Raw genomic sequence first — 20,676 nt, forward strand, 5'->3', positions numbered from 1 at the left:
ACCCGCCCGCAGTTGCTGCCGATCGATTCCGTCGAACACCGAGGTCGCCGCCGGTGCGGCACACGGGGGTACGCCGGCACCCGGCCCGTCACCGTGAGTGGACGCTACTGAGCGCTGACCTGCGACCCAACCCCTACGGACCCCTCATTCGCCGGTCCCGGCGGGGGGTCCGGGCGGGCCGGCGGACCGTCAGCGGAGCTGCCCGGCGAGCGCCGGGAGGATGGCCCGGGGCGGCCGGGCGGGGTGGCGCGGCGGCGCCACTCGCGGGGGTAGCCGACGGACACCTCTTCGAACCGGACGCCGTCGTGGCGGGTGCTGCGCGGGATGTGCAGGTGCCCGTAGACGGCGACGCGGGCGTCGTAGTGCAGGTGCCAGTCGGCGGTGAGGTCGGTGCCGCACCACTGGGCGAACTCGGGGTGGCGCAGGATCCGGGTCGGTTCGCGGACCAGCGGGTAGTGGTTGACCAGCACGGTGGGCAGGCCGCCGCGCTCGGCGTCGAGCCGCCGTTCGGTGCGGATGACCCGGGCCCGGCACCAGGCGTCCCGGCTCGGGTACGGGTCCGGGTGCAGCAGGATCTCGTCGGTGCACACCACCCCGGTCTCGTACGCCAGCGCCAGCGCTTGGGCCCGGTTGTAGGTGCCCGGCGGCCGCCACGAGTGGTCGTACCCGACGAACAGCGGCACCACCAGCACCGGGTCGCCGTCGGCGTCCCACACCGGGTAGGGATCCTCCGGGGTGAGGACGCCGAGCCGCCGGCACGTCGCCACCAGGTGCCGGTAGCGGGCCTCGCCGCGCAACTGCACCGGGTCGTCGCGGGGCGTCCACAGCTCGTGGTTGCCGGGCGACCAGACGACCCGGGCGAAGCGCCGGGCGAGCAGGCCGAGCGCCCACTCGACGTCGTGCAGGTACTCGCCGACGTCCCCGGCGACGATCAGCCAGTCGTCGTCGCCGTCGGGGCGCAGCCGTTCGACCAGCGCCCGGTTCTCGGCGTGCCCGACGTGCAGGTCACTGATGGCGAGCAGCCGGCCACCCCTAGCCGCGTGCGTACCCCTAGCTGCGGCGCCGGTCACGACTTGCCGAACTCTCGCTGGATGATGGCGAAGATGTCGTCCTCGCCGGCGTCGGCCAGGTCGTCGGCGTCCGATTCGGCGGCCGGCGGCGGCGCGGCGTCGCCGCGCCAGCGGGCGAGCAGTTCCTCCAGCCGGTGGGTGACCTGGTCGTCCCGCCGCTCGTCCGGCACCGCGTCGAGCAGCCGCGCCAGGCGGTCGATCTCGGCGGTGACGCCGTCGGCCGAGGGCCGCAGTTCCCGGCCCAGGTGCCCGGCGAGCGCGGCCGGGGTGGGGTGGTCGAACACCAGCGTGGTGGGCAGCGCCAGGCCGGTTCCGGCGGTGAGCCGGTTGCGCAGTTCGACCGCGGTGAGCGAGTCGAAGCCGAGGTCGAGGAAGCCGCGTGCGGCCCGGACCGTGGCCGGGGTGCGGTGCCCGAGCACGGTGGCGGCTTCGGCGCGTACCAGGTCGAGCAGGATGCGGTCCCGTTCCGCCGGGCCGGCGGCGGCGAGCCGGTCGCGCAGCGCGGCCGGCGCGTCCGCGTCGGCGGCGGGGGCGCCGGCGCGGTCGGCGGCGGCCTCGGGCACGCCGGTGAGCAGCGGGCTGGGCCGGCGGGCGGTGAACGCGGCGGCGAACCGCTCCCAGTCGACGTCGGCGACGACCACGGCGCTGTCGTCGCGGTCCAGCGCGCCCTGCAGGGCGGTGACCGCGAGGTCCGGGTCGAGCGCGGGCAGGCCGCGCCGGGCGAGCTGGTCCCGCTGGTCGCCCTGGGCCATGCCGGCGCCGGCCCACGGTCCCCAGGCCACCGCGGTGCCGGCCGCGCCGCGGGCGCGTCGCCGGGCGACGAGGCCGTCGAGGTACGCGTTGGCCGCGGCGTAGCCGGCCTGCCCGGCGGAGCCCCACACGCCGGCGATGGAGGAGAACACCACGAACGCGTCCACGTCCGGCAGCAGCGCGTCGAGGTTGGCCGCGCCGTCGACCTTGGCGCGCAGCACGTCGGCCAGTTCCGCGCCGGTCATCGCGGCGAGCGGGGTGGCCTGGGCGGCGCCGGCGGCGTGCACGACGGCGCGGACCGGGTCGGTTCCCAGGCCGTCGAGCAGCCCGGCCAGCGCGGCCCGGTCGGCCACGTCGCACGCGGTCACGGTCACCCGCACACCGCCGGCCCGCAGCCGGTCGGCCAGCTCGGCCGCGCCCGGCGCGTCCGGTCCGCGCCGGCTGGTCAGCACCACGTGCTCGGCACCGCTGTCGGCCGCCCACTGCGCGACCCGGGCACCCAACGCACCGGTGCCGCCGGTGACCAGCACGGTCCCGGAGAGGCGGAACTCCCGTCGTGCCGGGTCGCCCGAGGCGCGCACCAACCGTCGGGCGAAGACTCCCGACGACCGCACCGCCACCTGGTCCTCGCCGTTCCCGGCGAGGACCCCGCACACCCGGCGCACCGCCCGGCCGTCCACCACCTCCGGCAGGTCCACCAGGCCACCCCAGCGGCCCGGCTCCTCCAGCCCCGCGACGCGGCCGAGCCCCCAGGTCCCGGCCGCGACCGGGTCGACGGGCCGGTCGGAGGCGCCCACCGCCACCGCACCCCGGGTCAGCCACCACAGGCGACCGGCGAGGCCGCTGTCGGCGAACGCCTGCACGGTGGCCAGCGCCGCGCCGGCCCCGGCGCCGCCGAGCGCGAGCAGCGACACCACGCCGGCGGTCGGGTCGGCGTCGCGCAGCGCCTTGGCGAGCAGTTCCCGGTCGTCGTCCGGCCCGTCCGAGCGTACGAGCCGCACGTTCGCGCCGGCCGAGGTCATCCCGTCGGCCAGGGTCGTGACCAGTGTGTCGTCGATGCCGGCGTACGGCACCAGCAGCAGCCACGTCCCGCCGAGCGTCGCGGTCGGCTCGGGCCGGCCCGACCAGTCGATCCGGTAGCGCCACGAGTCGGCGGCGGCGGACCGCTTGCCGGCGGTCCGCCACCGGGCGAGTGCCGGCAGCAGTTCGGCGACCGGCCGCTCGGCGCGGAACTCCGGGTCGAGGGCGGTGAGGTCGGCCTGGTCGACGGCGGCCCAGAACCGGTCGTCCGCCTCGCCGCCTGCGGCCGGCGCCGGCTGTGGGGCGTCCTCGTCGGACAGCCAGTACCGCTGGTGCTGGAACGCGTAGGTGGGCAGGTCGACGGTGGCGGGTCGCCGGCCGTCGCGGCTGAACCAGGCCGCCCAGTCGACGGGCGTGCCGGTCACGTGCAACCGGGCCAGCGCCGTGGTGAGCGCGGTGACCTCGTCCTGGTCGCGGCGCAGCGCCGGAACGTGCAGCACCGGCCGATCGGTGGGGGTGTCGGCGGCCATCGCGGTCAGGGTGGCGTCGGGTCCGAGTTCCAGGAACGTGGTCACGCCCGCGGCGTGCAGTGTCGCGACGCCGTCGGCGAACCGGACCGCCTCCCGCACGTGCCGCACCCAGTAGTCCGCCCCGGCGATCTCCGCCGGGTCGGCGAGTTGGCCGGTCAGGTTCGACACGATCGGCAGACGCGGCTGCTGCCAGTCCAGACCCGCGATCGCGGCCCGGAACCCGTCAAGCATCGGCTCCATCAGCCGCGAGTGGAACGCGTGGCTGACCGTCAGCCGCTTCACCCGCCACCCCTGGGCGGCGCACTCCCCCGCCAACCGGTCCAGCTCCTCCACCGGCCCGGAGAGCACCACCGACGACGGACCGTTCACCGCCGCCACATCGACACCGGAACCGGGAACCGCCCCCGGACCCCCACCACCGACACCCGACACCAGCTCGCGGACCTGGGACTCCGACGCGCCCACCGCCAGCATCCCACCACCGGCCGGCAACGCCTGCATCAACGACCCCCGCGCCGCCACCAGCACACACGCGTCCGTCAACGACAGGACACCCGCCACATGGGCGGCGGTCACCTCACCGATCGAGTGCCCCGCCACATAGTCGACCGCCACACCGCACGACGACACCAACTCCCACAGGGCGACCTCCACCGCGAACAGACCCGCCTGCGCGAACACCGTCCGGTCCAACAACTCACCGCCGTCGAACACGACCTCCCGCAACGGCCGCTCCAACCGGCCCTCGAACGACGCGCACACCCGGTCGAACGCGTCCGCGAACACCGGGAACGCGTCGTACAGCTCCCGGCCCATGCCGACACGCTGGGAACCCTGACCGGTGAACAACACCGCCCGCCGGCCCGGCGACGCCTCCCCGCTGATGACTCCGCGCGCCGACGCGCCCTCGGCGACGGCCGCCAGGCCGGCCAGCAACGACTCCCGGTCCGCGCCGACCACCGCCGCCCGGTGCGACAACGCCGCCCGCGTCGTCGCCAGGGAAAAACCCACCCCGACCGGCGACACGTCCACGTCGTCGCGCAGACGGTCGAGCAGCCGGGCCGCCTGCGCCGCCAGCGCCTCCGCCGACCGACCCGACACCAACCACGGCACCACCGGCACCGCATCGGCGGCCCGATCGTGCGCGGCCCTCGCCGACGGGGGCTCCTCCAGGATCACGTGCGCGTTGGTGCCCGAGATGCCGAACGACGACACCGCCGCCCGACGCGGACGGTCCACCGCCGGCCACGGGCGGGCCGACGTGGCCAGCTCCACCGCACCGGCCGACCAGTCCACCTTCGACGACGGCGCGTCCACGTGCAGGGTGGCCGGCACCACGCCGTGCCGCAGCGCGAGGACCGCCTTGATGACGCTCGCCGCGCCGGCCGCGGCCTGGATGTGCCCGATGTTCGACTTGATCGAGCCGAGCAGCAGCGGCGTCTCCCGCTCCTGCCCGTACGTGGCCAGCAACGCCTGCGCCTCGATCGGGTCGCCCAGCGTGGTGCCGGTGCCGTGCGCCTCGACCACGTCCACGTCGGCGGTGGTGAGGCGCGCCGAGGCGAGCGCGGCCCGGATGACGCGTTGCTGGGCAGGCCCGTTCGGCGCGGTCAACCCGTTCGACGCGCCGTCGGAGTTGACCGCCGAGCCGCGCAGCACGGCGAGGACCCGCCGGCCGTCCCGCTCGGCGTCGGAGAGCCGTTGCACCAGCAGCACGCCGACGCCCTCACCCCAGCCGGTCCCGTCGGCGCCCTCGGCGAAGGACCGGCACCGGCCGTCCGGGGCGAGCCCGCCCTGGCGGGAGAACTCGACGAAGGTGGCCGGCGAGGCCATCACGGTCACGCCACCGGCCAGCGCCAGCGTGCACTCCCCGCTGCGCAGCGACTGGGCGGCCAGGTGCAGCGCGACGAGCGACGACGAGCAGGCCGAGTCCACGGTCACCGCCGGCCCCTCAAGCCCGAGCGCGTACGCCACCCGGCCGGAGAGCACGCTGGTGGCGGTGCCGGTGAGCAGGTGCCCGCCGACGTCCTGGGCCCGACCCATCGCGGTCGAGGCGTACCCCTGGAAGCTGGCGCCGGCGAAGACGCCGACGCGTTCCCCGCGGAGCCGGGCCGGGTCGATGCCGGCCGACTCGACCGCCTCCCAGGACGTCTCCAGCAGCAACCGCTGCTGGGGGTCCATGGCCAGGGCCTCGCGGGGGGAGATGCCGAAGAAGTCGGCGTCGAACGCGGCCGCGTCGTAGACGAACCCGCCCTGCCGGGGGAACGAGGTGTCGGAGAGGCGGCCGGCGAGGAACCGGTCCCAGCCCCGGTCGAGCGGGAAGTCGGCGATGCCGTCGCGTCCGGCCGCGAGCAGGTCCCACAGCTCGTCGGGGCCGGTCACGCCGCCGGGGAGGCGGCAGGCCATGCCGACGACGACGATCGGGTCACCGTCGACCGCGACGGCGGTGCCCGGTGCGTGGGTGTCCGCCGGTTCCCCGGTCAGCGCGGCGGCCAGGTACGCGGCCAGCGCCGCCGGGGTCGGCTGGTCGAAGACGAGGGTGCTCGGCAGCGTCAGGCCGGTCTCGGCGGTGAGCCGGTTCCGCAGCTCGACGGCGGTGAGTGAGTCGAAGCCCTGCTGCTGGAACGCCCGGTCCGCGGCGACCGCGTCGGCGGCCGGGTGGCCGAGCACCGTGGCGGCCTGGGCGCGGACCACGTCGAGCAGGTGACCGGCGCGCTCGGCGGGGGTGAGCGCGGCGAGCCGGCGGGCGAGCGGGGACGGGCCCTCGGTGGGCGCGGCCCGGGTGGGCCGGGCCTCGGGCAGTTCGTCGAGCAGCGGGCTGGGGCGCAGCGCGGTGAACGACGCGGCGAACCGCTCCCAGTCGACGTCGGCGACGACCACGGTGCTGTCGTCGCGGTCCAGCGCGCCCTGCAGGGCGGTGACCGCGAGGTCCGGGTCGAGGGCGGGCAGGCCGCGCCGGGCCAGGTGGTCCCGCGCCTCTTCGCCCGCTGCCATGCCGTTACCGGCCCACGGTCCCCAGGCCACGGCGGTGCCGGCGGCGCCCCGGGCGCGTCGGCGGGCGACGAGCGCGTCGGCGGCGGCGTTCGCGGCGGCGTAGCCGGCCTGCCCGGCGGAGCCCCACACGCCGGCGATGGAGGTGAACACCACGAACGCGTCCACGTCCGGCAGCAGCGCGTCGAGGTTGGCCGCGCCGTCGACCTTGGCGCGCAGCACGTCGCGCAGCTCGTCGGCGGTGACGTCGGCCAGCGGGGTGAGCTGCGGCGCCCCGGCGGCGTGCACGACCGCCCGGACCGACTCACCGGCCAGCCCGTCGAGCAGCCCGGCCAGCGCGGCCCGGTCGGCCACGTCGCACGCCGCCACCGTCACCCGCACACCGCCGGCCCGCAGCCGGTCGGCCAGCTCCGCCGCGCCGGGCGCGTCCGGACCACGCCGGCTGGTCAGCACCACGTGCTCCGCCCCCGTGTCGGCCGCCCACCGGGCGACCCGCGCGCCCAACGCACCGGTGCCGCCGGTGACCAGCACCGTGCCGGAGAACCGGAACTCCCGCCGCACCGGATCACCCGAGGCCCGCACGAGCCGCCGGGCGAACACCCCCGACGACCGCACCGCCGCCTGGTCTTCGACACCACCGGCCAGCACCCCGCACAGCCGACGCACCGCCCGGCCGTCCATCACCTCCGGCAGGTCCACCAGGCCACCCCAGCGACCCGGCTCCTCCAGTCCCACGACGCGGCCGAGCCCCCAGGTCCCGGCCGCGTCCGGATCGGTGTCGCCGCCGACGTCGACCGCGCCTCGGGTCAGCCACCACAGCCGACCGGGGACGCCGCTGTCGGCGAACGCCTGCACGGTGGCCAGCGCCACCTCGGGGCGCGGGCCGAGCAGCGCCAGCACCCCGGCGACGTCGCCGGTCGCGGCGGCGCGGAGCCGGTCGGCCGTCGCCGGCCGGTCGGCGGGCGCGTCGAGCAGCACCGGCACGACGTGGGCACCGTGCGCGGCCAGGCCGGCGGCCAGCGGGTGATCGACCTGGTCGGCCGTGGTCAGGACCAGCCACGTCCCGGTCAGGTCCGGCGGCGGTACGGAGGCCAGTGGCCGCCAGTCCACCCGGTAGCGCCAGGAGTCGACGGTGACGCGGTCGTGTCCGGCCCGCCGCCACCGGGCCAGTGCCGGGAGCAGGTCCCGCAGCGGCTGGTCGGCGGTGAGTCGCAACTCGTCGCCGAGGCCGGCGAGGTCCTCCCGTTCGACTGCCGCCCAGAACCGCTCGTCGAGGTCGCTGCCGCCGCCGGGTGCCACGGGTGCGGTCTCCGGCCAGTACCGGGTGCGCTGGAACGCGTAGGTGGGCAGGTCGACGGTTGCCGGTTGCCGCCCGTCGCGGGTGAACCAGACCGCCCAGTCCACCTGCGTGCCGGTCACGTGCAACCGGGCCAGCGCCGTGGTGAGCGCGGTGACCTCGTCCTGGTCGCGGCGCAGCGCCGGAACGTGCAGCACCGGCCGATCGGTGGGGGTGTCGGCCGCCATCGCCGTCAACGTCGCGTCCGGGCCGAGTTCCAGGAACGTGCCCACGCCCAGCTCGTGGAGCGTGACCACGCCGTCGGCGAACCGGACCGCCTCCCGCACGTGCCGCACCCAGTAGTCCGGACCCGCGATCTCCCCCGGATCGGCGAGCCGACCGGTCACGTTCGACACGATCGGCAGACGCGGCGCCCGCCAGTCCAGACCCGCGATCGCGGCCCGGAACCCGTCAAGCATCGGCTCCATCAGCCGCGAGTGGAACGCGTGACTGACCGTCAGCCGCTTGACCCGCCACCCCTGGGCGGCGCACTCCCCCGCCAACCGGTCCAGCTCCTCCACCGGCCCGGAGAGCACCACCGACGACGGGCCGTTCACCGCCGCCACATCCACTCCAGCGGCAGCCCTACCGCCGGCACGGTCCCCGGCGGCGGGGCGGCCAGCGACCATCGGAACACCGGCCGGATCGGCGAGCGGCGCAACACCCACCCCGAACCCCAGCACCTCCAGGACCTGTGCCTCCGACGCGGCGACGGCCAGCATCCCGCCACCGGCCGGCAACGCCTGCATCAGCGATCCCCGCGCCGCCACCAGCGCGCACGCGTCCGCCAGGGACAGCACACCCGCCACGTGCGCGGCGGTCACCTCACCGATCGAATGCCCCGCCACGTAGTCGACCGTCAGGCCGCACGAGGACGCCAGTTCCCACAACGCGACCTCGATCGCGAACAGGCCCGCCTGCGCGTGGACGGTCTCGTCCAGCAACTCACCGCCGTCGAACACGACCTCCCGCAACGAACGATCGAGGCGGCCCTCGAACCCGGCGCACACCCGGTCGAACGCCTCGGCGAACACCGGGAACGCGTCGTACAGCTCCCGACCCATGCCGACCCGCTGCGAGCCCTGGCCGGTGAACAGGGCCGCCCGGCGGCCGGACACCGGTTCGCCGGTCACCAGGCCCGTCGCGGCGACGCCGTCGGCGAGCGCGGACAGGCCGGCCAGGAGCGCGTCCCGATCCGGAGCGACAACGGCCGCGCGGTGCTCCAGCGCGGGCCGCGTGGCGACCAGCGACCAGCCGACCTCGGCCGGCGACACGTCGGGGTGCTCGCGCAGGTGGTCGAGCAGCCGGGCCGCCTGCCCGGCGAGCGCCGGGGCCGACCGGGCCGACAGCATCCACGGCGTGGCCGGTGGCGGAGCGACCGCGTCCGGGTCGTGCCGCACCGGCTCGGGGTGTTCGAGGATGACGTGGGCGTTGGTGCCGGAGATGCCGAACGACGACACCGCCGCCCGGCGCGGACGGTCCACCGCCGGCCAGGGCCGCGCCGACGTCGCCAGCTCGATCGCTCCGGCCGACCAGTCCACCTTCGACGACGGCGCGTCCACGTGCAGCGTCGCCGGCACCACGCCGTGCCGCATGGCCAGGACCGCCTTGATGATCCCGGCGACGCCGGCGGCGGCCTGGGTGTGGCCCAGGTTCGACTTCACCGAGCCGAGCAGCAGCGGTTCGGTCCGCTCCTGCCCGTACGTGGCCAGCAACGCCTGCGCCTCGATCGGGTCACCCAGCGTCGTGCCGGTGCCGTGCGCCTCCACCACGTCCACGTCGGCGGCGGCGAGCCGGGCGTCGGCCAGCGCGGCCCGGATGACCCGCTGCTGCGCCGGCCCGTTCGGCGCGGTCAACCCGTTCGACGCGCCGTCCTGATTGACCGCCGAACCCCGCAGCACCGCCAGGATCCGCCGGCCGTCCCGCTCGGCGTCGGAGAGTCGTTGCACCAGCAGCACGCCGACGCCCTCGCCCCACCCGGTGCCGTCGGCGCCCTCGGCGAACGAGCGGCACCGCCCGTCGGCGGCGAGCCCGCCCTGGCGGGAGAACTCGACGAACGCGCCGGGGGTGGCCATCACGGTCACGCCACCGGCGAGCGCCAGGTCGCACTCACCGGCCCGCAGCGACCGGGCGGCGAGGTGCAGCGCCACCAGCGACGACGAGCACGCGGTGTCCACGGTCAGCGCCGGTCCTTCGAGGCCGAGCGCGTACGCCACCCGGCCGGAGAGCACGCTGGCGGAGGCGCCGGTCGCGCCGTAGCCGGCGAGGTGTTCGCCGCCGTACCGGATGAGGTGGTCGAAGTCCTGCCCGTTGGTGCCGGCGAAGACGCCGACCCGGCTGCCACGCAGTGCCAGCGGGTCGATCCGGGCGTCCTCGATCGCCGCCCAGGACGTCTCCAGCAGCAGCCGCTGCTGCGGGTCCATGGCGGTCGCCTCGCGCGGCGAGATGCCGAAGAAGTGCGCGTCGAACGCGCCGGCGTCGTCCAGGAACGCGCCCCGGGTGACGTCCGGCGGCAGCGCGGCCAGGTCCCAGTGCCGGTCGCGGGGAAGGTCGGCCATGGCGTCGACGCCGTCGGCGAGCAGCCGCCAGAACTCCTCGGGGGAGCCGGCCCCGGCGGGGAAGCGGCAGCCCATGCCGACGATGACGATCGGGTCGTCGTCGACCGGGCGTACCGCCGTGGGGGTGGCCTCGGACGGCCCGCCGGCCAGCTCGGCGGCGAGGTGGGCGGCCAGGGCCTCGGGGTTGGGATGGTCGAACGCCAGCGTGGCGGGCAGCGTGAGTCCGGTGGCGGCGTCGAGTCGGTTGCGCAGCTCGACGGCGGTGAGGGAGGTGAAGCCGAGGTCCCGGAACGCGCGCCGGTGCGGCACCTGGTCGGCGCCGCCGTGTCCGAGGACGGCGGCGATCTCGCCGCGGACCAGCTCGCCCAGGGCGTCCCGCCGGTCGGCCGGGGTGAGGCCGGCGAGGCGACGCCGCAGCCCGGCGGACCGGTCGCCGTCGACGGCGACCGGGGTGGCGGTGAGCAGGTCGCGGATCAGCGGGTCGGGCCGCTGGCCGGGGGCGGCGGCGATGCGGTCCCAGTCGACGTCGGCGACGACGAGGTGGGTCTCGTCCCGGTCGAGCGCCCGGTGCAACGCGCGGATCGCGCGGTCGGGGTCCATGGCGCGGACACCGCCGCGGGCCATCCGGCGCTCGAACTCGCCGGTGCTGACGCCGCCGTCGGCCCAGAGCCCCCAGGCGACAGCGGTGGCGGGCCGTCCTTCGGCGCGGCGGCGGTGGGCGAGCGCGTCGAGCCAGGCGTTTCCGGGCGCGTAGTTGCCCTGGCCGGGGCCGGCCATGGTGCCGGCGAGTGAGGAGAACAGCACGAACGCGTCGACGTGGTGGTCGTGGGTCAGCTCGTCGAGGTGGCGGGCCGCGTCGACCTTGGCGCGCAGCGCGGTGGCCATCCGGTCGGCGGTGAGCGCGTCGGTGACCGTGTCGTCGAGCGCCGCGGCGGTGTGCACGACGGTGCGCAGCGGCGCGTCGGCGGGCACGGTGGCGAGCAGGTCGCGCAGCGCGTCCCGGTCGGCGGCGTCGCAGGCGGCGATCGTCACGCGGGCGCCCAGGGCGGTCAGCTCGTCGCGCAGGTCGGCCGCGCCGGGCGCGTCGGGGCCACGACGGCTGAGCAGCAGCAGGTGGTCGACGCCGGCGGTGGCGAGGGCCCGGGCGACGTGCGCGCCGAGCGCGCCGGTGCCGCCGGTGACGAGCGCGGTGCCGCGCGGGGTCCAGCTCCGCGCCGCACCGGCGGGTCGGGTGTCCCGGACCAGCCGTCGGGCGTACGCGCCGGCCGTGCGCACCGCCACCTGGTCCTCGGCCGGCTCGCCGCCGAGCAGCCGGCGCAACCGGGTCACGGCGCGCGGGTCGGGCACCGGTGGCAGGTCGACCAGCCCACCCCAGCGGTACGGGTGTTCGGCGCGGATCGCGCCGCCGAGTCCCCAGAGCAGCGCCTGGTCGCAGTCGACGGCCGGGTCGACGGGGTCGACGGCGAGGGCCCGGCGGGTGCCGATCCAGAGCCGGGCGGTGCTGCCGGCGTCGCCGAGCGCCTGCGCGAGCGTGACCGTGCCGGCGAGTCCGGCGGGCACGGACGCGCTGTCCGGATGGGTGCCGGGGGCGAGGCCGAGCAGCGACAGCACGGTCCCGGGCGGGGGTGACGCGGTGAGGTCCCGGGCGAGGTCGGCGCGGCCGTGGCCGGCGGGCACGGTCAGCACCCGGACGCCGGGCCCGGTCAACGCGTCCACCCACCGCCGGCCCGCCTCGTCCACCTCGGCCGGTACGACGAGAAGCAGGTCACCGGCGTCGGGGCCGGTGGGGTCGGGCAGCGGTTGCCAGGTGACCCGGTGGTGCCAGGAGTCGAGCGTGGCCTCGCTCTCCCGGCGGCGTCGCCAGGCGGAGAGCGCGGGCAGCACGTCGGCGAGCGGCGTGTCCGGGTCGACGGCGAGGGCGGCGGCGAGGCCGTCCAGGTCCTCGTTCTCGATCACCTGCCAGAACGCCGTGTCGTCGGCGTCGCCGCCGTGCTGGCGGGTGCGGGCGTCGAGCCAGTAGCGCTGGTGCCGGAACGCGTAGGTGGGCAGGTCGACGGTGGCGGGTCGCCGGCCGTCGCGGGTGAACCAGGCGGCCCAGTCGATCCGGGTGCCGGTCGCGTGCAGTCGGGCCAGCGCGGTGGTGAGCGCGGTGACCTCGTCCTGGTCGCGGCGCAGCGCCGGAACGTGCAGCACCGGCCGATCGGTGGGGGTGTCGGCCGCCATCGCCGTCAACGTCGCGTCCGGGCCGAGTTCCAGGAACGTGCCCACGCCCAGCTCGTGGAGCGTGGCCACGCCGTCGGCGAAGCGGACCGCCTCCCGCACGTGCCGCACCCAGTAGTCCGCCCCGGCGATCTCCGCCGGGTCGGCGAGTTGGCCGGTCAGGTTCGACACGATCGGCAGACGCGGCTGCTGCCAGTCCAGACCCGCGATCGCGGCCCGGAACCCGTCAAGCATCGGCTCCATCAGCCGCGAGTGGAACGCGTGGCTGACCGTCAGCCGCTTCACCCGCCACCCCTGGGCGGCGCACTCCCCCGCCAACCGGTCCAGCTCCTCCACCGGCCCGGAGAGCACCACCGACGACGGGCCGTTCACCGCCGCCACATCCACGCCGCCACCGGGACCGGAATCCGTCCCCGGCTCCGAGCCGTCCCCGCCGGCCGCCGCAGCGCCACCGGCAGCCGACAGCAACTCCCGGACCTGCTGCTCCGACGCGCCCACCGCCAGCATCCCGCCACCGGCCGGCAACGCCTGCATCAACGAGCCCCGCGCCGCCACCAGGGCGCACGCGTCGGCAAGCGACAGCACCCCGGCCACGTGCGCGGCGGTCACCTCACCGATCGAGTGTCCCGCCAGGTAGTCGACCGTGACACCGCTCGACGACACCAACTCCCACAGGGCGACCTCCACCGCGAACAGACCCGCCTGCGCGTGGACGGTCCGGTCCAGCAGCTCACCGCCGTCGAACACCACGTCGCGCAACGGCCGCTCCAACCGGCCCTCGAACGACGCGCACACCCGGTCGAACGCGTCCGCGAACACCGGGAACGCGTCGTACAACTCCCGGCCCATGCCGGCGCGCTGCGAGCCCTGACCGGTGAACAGGACCGCCCGCCGGCCCGGCGCGACCTCACCGGTCACCACCCCGGGCGCCGGTGTTCCCCCGGCGACGGCCGACAGCCCGGCCAGCAGCGACTCCCGGTCCGGGCCGAGCACCACCGCGCGGTGTTCCAGTGCGGCGCGGGTCGTCGCGAGCGACCAGCCCACCTCGGCCGGGGACAGGTCGGCGTGCGCGTGCAGGTGGTCGGCCAACCGGGCGGCCTGGCCGGCGAGGGCCGACGCCGAGCGCGCCGACAGCACCCACGGGATGGTCGGGGGCGGCTCGACCGGTGACTCTTCCGGCGCCGGCTGGGGTTCCGGGGCCTCGATGATGACGTGGGCGTTGGTGCCGGAGATGCCGAACGACGACACCGCCGCCCGACGCGGCCGGTCCACCGCCGGCCACGGGCGGGCCGACGTGGCCAGCTCCACCGCACCGGCCGACCAGTCCACGTGCGACGACGGGGCGTCGACGTGGATCGTCGGCGGCACCAGGCCGTGCCGCATGGCGAGGACCATCTTGATGATCCCGGCGACGCCGGCCGCGGCCTGGGTGTGCCCCAGGTTCGACTTGACCGAGCCGAGCAGCAGCGGCGTCTCGCGGTCCTGCCCGTACGTGGCCAGCAGCGCCTGCGCCTCGATCGGATCGCCCAGCGTGGTGCCGGTGCCGTGCGCCTCCACCACGTCCACCTCGACCGGCGACAGCCGTGCCGAGGCGAGGGCCGCCCGGATCACCCGCTGCTGGGCCGGGCCGTTCGGCGCGGTCAACCCGTTCGACGCGCCGTCCTGGTTCACCGCAGTCCCGCGCACCACCGCGAGCACCCGGTGGCCGTGGCGGCGGGCGTCGGAGAGGCGTTCCAGCAGCAGCACGCCGACGCCCTCGGACCAGCCGGTGCCGTCGGCGCCGTCGGCGAACGACTTGCACCGGCCGTCCGGGGCGAGGCCGCGTTGCCGGCTGAAGTCGACGAACGTCTCCAGCGTGGTCATCACGGTGACGCCGCCGGCCAGCGCCAGCGCGGACTCGCCGGAGCGCAGCGACTGCACGGCCAGGTGCAGCGCGACGAGAGACGACGAGCAGGCGGTGTCGACGGTGAGCGCCGGGCCCTCCAGGCCGAGCGTGTAGGCGATCCGGCCGGAGAGCACGCTGCTGGCGGTGCCGCCGCCGATGAACCCGTCGACCGTGTCGGGCACGTCGTCGAGCCCGGCCGCGTAGTTGTGGTACATCATGCCGGCGAACACGCCGACCCGGTTGCCGCGCAACGAGTGCGGGTCGATCCGGGCGTCCTCGATCGCCGTCCACGACGCCTCCAGCATGAGCCGCTGTTGCGGGTCCATCGCCAGCGCCTCGTACGGGGAGATGGTGAACAGCTCCGGGTCGAAGTTCCCGGCGTCGTGCAGGAACCCGCCCTCCCGGGCGTACGTGCTGCCCCGCCGCTCCCCGGTCGGGTCGTACGCCCGCTCGGTGTCCCAGCCCCGGTCGGTGGGGAAGCCGGTGACGCCGTCGCCGCCGGCGGCGACCAGCTCCCACAACTGTTCGGGTGAGCGGACGCCGCCCGGGTAGCGGCAGCTCATCCCGATGACGGCGATCGGTTCGTGGTCCCTGGCGTCGGCGGCCCTCAGCCGTTCGCTGGTCTCGTGCAGGTCGGCGGTGACACGCTTGAGGTACTCACGGAGCTTGACTTCGTTCGCCATCGGGGATTCACCTGTCGCGGGTCAGGACCGGCCGAAGCGGCTGTCGATGAAGTCGAACAGTTCGTCGTCGCTGGCGTCGTCGAGGCTGGCGGCCACCTCGCCGCCGTCGCCGTCCCAGCGGGCGAGCAGGGCGCGGAGCCGGGCCGCGACGGCGGTACGGGTCTCGTCGTCGGCGGTCAGTTCGGCGAGCGTGTCGGGCGGTGTGGCGGCGAACGCGGCTTCGAGGCGGTCCAGCTCGTCGAGGACGGTGGGCGCGGTCGCGGCCGGTCCGAGTCGGGCCAGCAGGTGCCCGGTCAGCGCGGCCGGGGTCGGATGGTCGAAGACCATGGTCGCCGGCAGGCTGAGCCCGGTCCGGGCGGTGAGCCGGTTGCGCAGGTCGACCGCGGTGAGCGAGTCGAAGCCGAGTTCGGTGAAGGAGCGCTCGGGTCCGACGGCGGCCGCCGAGGCGTACCCGAGCACGTCGGCGACCTGGCCGGCGACCAGCTCGGCGACCAGGCGGGCCCGGTCCTCGGCGGACGCCCCGGCGAGCCGGTCGGCGAGGCCGCCGGTGGTCGGCGCGGCGGCCCGGCGGGCGGGCCCGCCGGCGAGGCCGTGCAGCGGCGCGGGCAGGTCGTCGCGGGCCGGGCGGGTCCGCAGCGTCGCCAGGTCCAGGTGGACGGGGAGCAGCAGCGGCTGCCGGCCGCGCCGGCTGGCGTCGAAGAGGGCGAGCGCCCGGTCGGTGGTGAGCGGGACGATGCCCTGGCGGGCGAGGCGGTCCCGGCCGGCGGCGCCCAGCTCGCGGGTCATCCCGCCGGTCTCCGCCCAGGGTCCCCAGGCCAGTGACGTGGCGGCGAGCCCGGCGGCCCGGCGGTGGTGGGCGAGGCCGTCGAGGAACGCGTTCGCCGCCGCGTAGTTGCCCTGCCCGGGTGCGCCGAGCGGCCCGGCGATCGAGGAGAACAGCACGAACACGGGCAGGTCGAGGTGGCGGGTGAGGTCGTGCAGGTGCCAGGCGGCGTCGGCCTTGGGGCGCAGCACCGCGTCGGTGCGCTCCGGGGTGAGCGCGGTGACCACGGCGTCGTCGAGCGCGCCGGCGGCGTGCACCACACCGGCGAGCGGGTGGTCGGCGGGCACGGCGGCGAGCAGCCCGGCGAGCTGGTCGCGGTCGGCCACGTCGGCGGCGACGAGGGTGGCCCGCGCACCGAGGCCGGTGAGGTCGGCGAGCAGGTCGGCGGCGCCTGGTGCGTCCGCGCCGTGCCGGCTGACCAGCAGCAGGTGCCGGACCTTGTGCTGGGTGACGAGGTGCCGGGCGACGACGCCGCCGAGCGCGCCGGTCGCGCCGGTGAGCAGCACGGTGCCGTCGGGGACGAGGTCGACGGCGCCGGTCGGGTCGGGTTCGGCCGGGGCGAGGCGCGGCACGAGCAGCCGGCCGTCGCGGAGCGCGAACTGGGGTTCGTCGGCGGCGAGCGCGCGGGCGAGCAGGTCGGCGTCGTCGTCGCCGGCCAGGTCGGCGAGGACGAACCGGCCGGGGTGTTCGAGTTGCGCCGCGCGGACCAGCCCCCACACGGCGGCGGCGGCCAGGTCGGTGACGTCGCCGTCGGCGGGCACCGCGCCCCGGGTGAGCACGACGAGCCGCCGGCCGGCGTGCCGGTCGTCGGCGAGCCAGTCCTGGATCAGCGTGAGCGTGTCGGCGAGCCGGGTGCGGGTGCCCGCGAGTGGATCTTCCGGCGCGGTGCGCCCAGCGGGGACGAGCACCAGCCGGGCGTCGTCGGCGGTCCCGGCGAGGCCGGTCTCCGGGTCGAGCGGCGCGATCCCGGTGGCCGGCCGGGCCGGCAGCGGCACCGGGTTCCAGCGCAGGTCGTAGAGGGGCAGGTCGGCGGCGCCGGGGTCGAGCTGGTCGGCGGCGAGGGGGCGGGACACCAGGGCGTCGACGCGGGCCACCGGCGCGCCGGTGGCGTCGGCGAGCGTCAGCGTGCTGGCCGGGCCGCTGCGGGTGAGGCGTACCCGCAGGTGGGTGGCGCCCTCGGCGGTGAGCGTGACGCCGCTCCAGGCCCACGGCAGCCGGGCCCCGGTGTCGTCGGCGCCCGGGTCGTCGGCGAGGCCGACGACGTGCAGCGCGGCGTCGAGCAGCGCCGGGTGCAGCGCGTAACCGGCGGTGGGGGCGCCGTCCGGCAACTCCACCTCCGCGAAGACCCCGTCCGGGGTACGCCAGGCGGCGCGCAGCCCGCGGAACGTGGGCCCGTGGGCGACGCCGAGGTCGCGCAGCCGGCGGTAGATCGGCTCGACCGGCACGGCGACCCCGCCGGGCGGCGGCCAGGCGGTCAACGGCTCGGCGGGTTCGCCCGTGCCGGGGGCGAGGATGCCGTCGGCGTGGGCGGTCCAGTCGGCGTGCGGGTCGTCGGCGGGTCGGGAGTGGACCGTGACGCGGCGTCGGCCCTGCTCGTCGGGCGCGGCGAGGTGGAGTTGGAGCGTACGGGCGCCGTCGTCGGGCAGGACGAGCGGCGCGGCGAGGGTCAGTTCCTCGACGGTGTGGCAGCCGGCCTGCGCGCCGGCGTGCAGCGCCAGCTCGACGAGCGCGGTGCCGGGGACGACGATCCGGCCGCGCACGACGTGGTCGGCGAGCCAGGGCTGGGTACGCGCGGACAGCCGGCCGCCGTGGACGCGGACGTCACCGGCGGCGGTGGTGAGCGTGGTGTCGAGCAGCGGGTGACCGGCGGCGCGGGCGCCCAGGCCGGCGGCGTCGTGGCCGGCGGCGCGGGCGTCGATCCAGTACCGCTGGTGGTGGAACGCGTAGGTGGGCAGGTCGACGGTGGCGGGTCGCCGGCCGTCGCGGGTGAACCAGGCCGCCCAGTCGACGGGCGTGCCGGTCACGTGCAACCGGGCCAGCGCGGTGGTGAGCGCGGTGACCTCGTCCCGGTCCCGCCGCAACGCGGGAATGTGCTGCACGGGCCGGCCGGCCGGGGTGTCGGCGGCCATCGCCGTCAACGTCGCGTCCGGACCCACCTCCAGGAACGTGGACACACCCAGCTCGTGCAACGTGGTGACCCCGTCGGCGAACCGGACCGCGTCCCGGACGTGCCGCACCCAGTAGTCCGGACCGGCCATCTCGGCGGGGTCGGCGAGCCGGCCGGTCAGGTTCGACACGATCGGCAGACGCGGGGCCTGCCAGTCCAGACCACTGATCGCCGCCCGGAACTCCGCCAGCATCGGCTCCATCAAGCGGGAGTGGAACGCGTGACTGACCGTGAGCCGCTTCACCCGCCAACCTTCGGCGGTGCACTCCCCCGCGATCCGGTCCAGGTCCGCCAGCGGCCCGGAGAGCACCACCGACGACGGGCCGTTCACCGCCGCCACGTCCACGCCGGCCGCCAACTCCCGGACCTGGGACTCCGACGCGCCCACCGCCAGCATCCCGCCACCGGCCGGCAACGCCTGCATCAACGACCCACGCGCCGCCACCAGGACGCACGCGTCGGCGAGCGACAGCACGCCCGCCACATGGGCGGCGGTCACCTCACCGATCGAATGCCCCGCCAGATAGTCGGCGCCGACGCCCCACGAGGACAGCAGCTCCCACAGGGCCACCTCCACCGCGAACAGGCCCGCCTGCGCGTGGACGGTCCGGTCCACCAGGTCGCCGCCGTCGAACACCACCTCCCGCAACGGCCGCTCCAACCGGCCCGCGAACCCGGCGCACACCCGGTCGAACGCGTCCGCGAACACCGGGAACGCCGCGGACAACTCCCGGCCCATGCCGGCCCGCTGCGCGCCCTGACCGGTGAACAACACCGCCCGACGGCCCGACGACGCCTCGCCGGTCACCAGTCCGGGTGCCGCACCGCCCTCGGCCAGCGCGGCCAGGCCGGCCAGCAGCGCGTCGCGGTCCGCGCCGACCACCGCCGCCCGGTGCGCCAACGCGGCCCTCGTGGTCGCCGACGAGAAGCCGACGTCGGCCGGCGACAGGTCGGCGTTCGCGCGCAGGTGGTCGAGCAGCCGCGCCGCCTGACCCGCCAGCGCGTCCGCCGACCGACCCGACACCAGCCACGGCACCACCGGCAGCGCGTCCGCGTCGAGGGCGGCCGGCGGCTCGTCCTCGACCGGGGTGGGCGCCTCCAGGACCACGTGCGCGTTGGTGCCGGAGATGCTGAACGAGGACACCGCGGCGCGGCGGGGCCGGTCGGCGGCCGGCCAGGGGCGCGCCGACGTGGCCAGCTCCACCGCACCCGCCGACCAGTCCACCTTGGACGACGGCGCGTCCACGTGCAGCGTGGCCGGCACCGTGCCGTGCCGCATCGCCTGCACCATCTTGATCACGCCGGCCACCCCGGCGGCGGTCTGGGTGTGCCCGATGTTCGACTTGATCGAGCCGAGCAGCAGCGGCGTCTCCCGCTCCTGCCCGTACGTGGCCAGCAACGCCTGCGCCTCGATCGGATCGCCCAGCGTGGTGCCGGTGCCGTGCGCCTCCACCACGTCCACCTCGGCGCCGGTGAGCCGGGCGTCGGCCAGCGCGGCGCGGATCACCCGCTGCTGCGACGGGCCGTTCGGCGCGGTCAACCCGTTCGACGCGCCGTCCTGATTCACCGCCGTGCCGCGCACCACGGCCAGGACCCGGTGGCCGAGCCGCTGGGCGTCGGCGAGGCGTTCGACGAGCAGCACGCCGATGCCCTCGCCGAGCGCGGTGCCGTCCGCGGCGTCGGCGAACGCCCGACAGCGGGCACCCCGGGACAGGTTGTTCTGCCGGGTGAAGTCCACGAAGATCGACGGGGTCGGCAGCACCGTCACGCCGCCGGCCAGGGCCAGGTCGGACTCGCCGGCGCGCAGCGACTGCACGGCCAGGTGCAGCGCCACGAGCGACGAGGAGCAGGCGGTGTCGACGGTGACGGCCGGCCCCTCGAACCCGAACGCATACGACACCCGGCCGGAGCTGACGCTTCCGGCGCTGCCCAGCCCCAGGTAGTCGGCGACCCCGTCGGGCACGTCGGCGGCGCCGGCCGCGTAGTCGGCGTGGGTCAGGCCGGCGAAGACGCCGACGCGCCCGCCGCGCAGGCCGGTCGGGTCGACACCGGCGGACTCGAACGCCTCCCAGGACACCTCCAGCAGCAACCGCTGCTGCGGATCCATCGCCAGGGCCTCCCGGGGGGAGACGCCGAAGAACGCCGGGTCGAAGCCGGCGGCGTCGGTCAGGAAACCGCCGTCGCGCACGCAGGACGTGCCGGGGCGTTCCCGCTCCGGGTCGTAGAGCGTGGCGAGGTCCCAGCCCCGGTCGTCGGGGAACGGGCCGATCGCGTCCCCGCCGGCCGCCACCAGGTCCCACAGCGCGTCCGGCGAGGTGATCCCGCCGGGGAATCGGCAGGCCATGCCGACCACGGCGATCGGCTGGCGGGCGGCGTCCTCCACATCGCGGAGCCGTTGCCGGGTCCGCCGCAGGTCGGTGGTGACCCTCTTCAGATACTCCCGGAGCTTCTCTTCGGTGTCCATCAACCTGACCCTCGGTCGGCGGGGACCTGCCGTCGTCCGGCGCGCACGCGTCATCCGGGAGCCACGGGTCCCCTTTGCGGGGAAGCTATGGCGTCGCGCTGAGCTGCGACAACCCCTAACCCGTGGGCCCGGCCGGCTAGGGGTGGCCGGGCCGGCGGCGGCGCGGTTAGCGTCCGGTGGAC

General features: G+C 76.5%; 3 protein-coding genes. All 3 read right to left on the reverse strand.

The genetic code is table 11. The annotated features are described in order from the left end of the window. Positions 1–104: 104 nt before the first annotated feature. The 3 genes from H1D33_RS10570 to H1D33_RS10580 are packed head-to-tail and all read right to left on the reverse strand — an operon-like array spanning position 105 to position 20,494. A complete protein-coding gene (locus H1D33_RS10570; RefSeq protein ID WP_414685501.1) occupies positions 105–1,070 on the reverse strand; it encodes a metallophosphoesterase family protein in 966 nt (321 codons plus the stop codon). Continuing rightward, entirely contained in the window at positions 1,067–15,040 is a 13,974-nt protein-coding gene (locus H1D33_RS10575; RefSeq protein WP_181568232.1) for a type I polyketide synthase, read from the reverse strand. Before H1D33_RS10575 ends, H1D33_RS10570 begins: the two co-directional genes overlap by 4 nt. 21 nt (positions 15,041–15,061) lie before the next feature. Next, entirely contained in the window at positions 15,062–20,494 is a 5,433-nt protein-coding gene (locus H1D33_RS10580) for a type I polyketide synthase (RefSeq protein ID WP_181568231.1), read from the reverse strand. Positions 20,495–20,676: the final 182 nt, after the last annotated feature.

It is taken from the genome of Micromonospora ferruginea (assembly GCF_013694245.2).
GTDB classification, from domain to species: Bacteria; Actinomycetota; Actinomycetes; order Mycobacteriales; family Micromonosporaceae; genus Micromonospora; species Micromonospora robiginosa.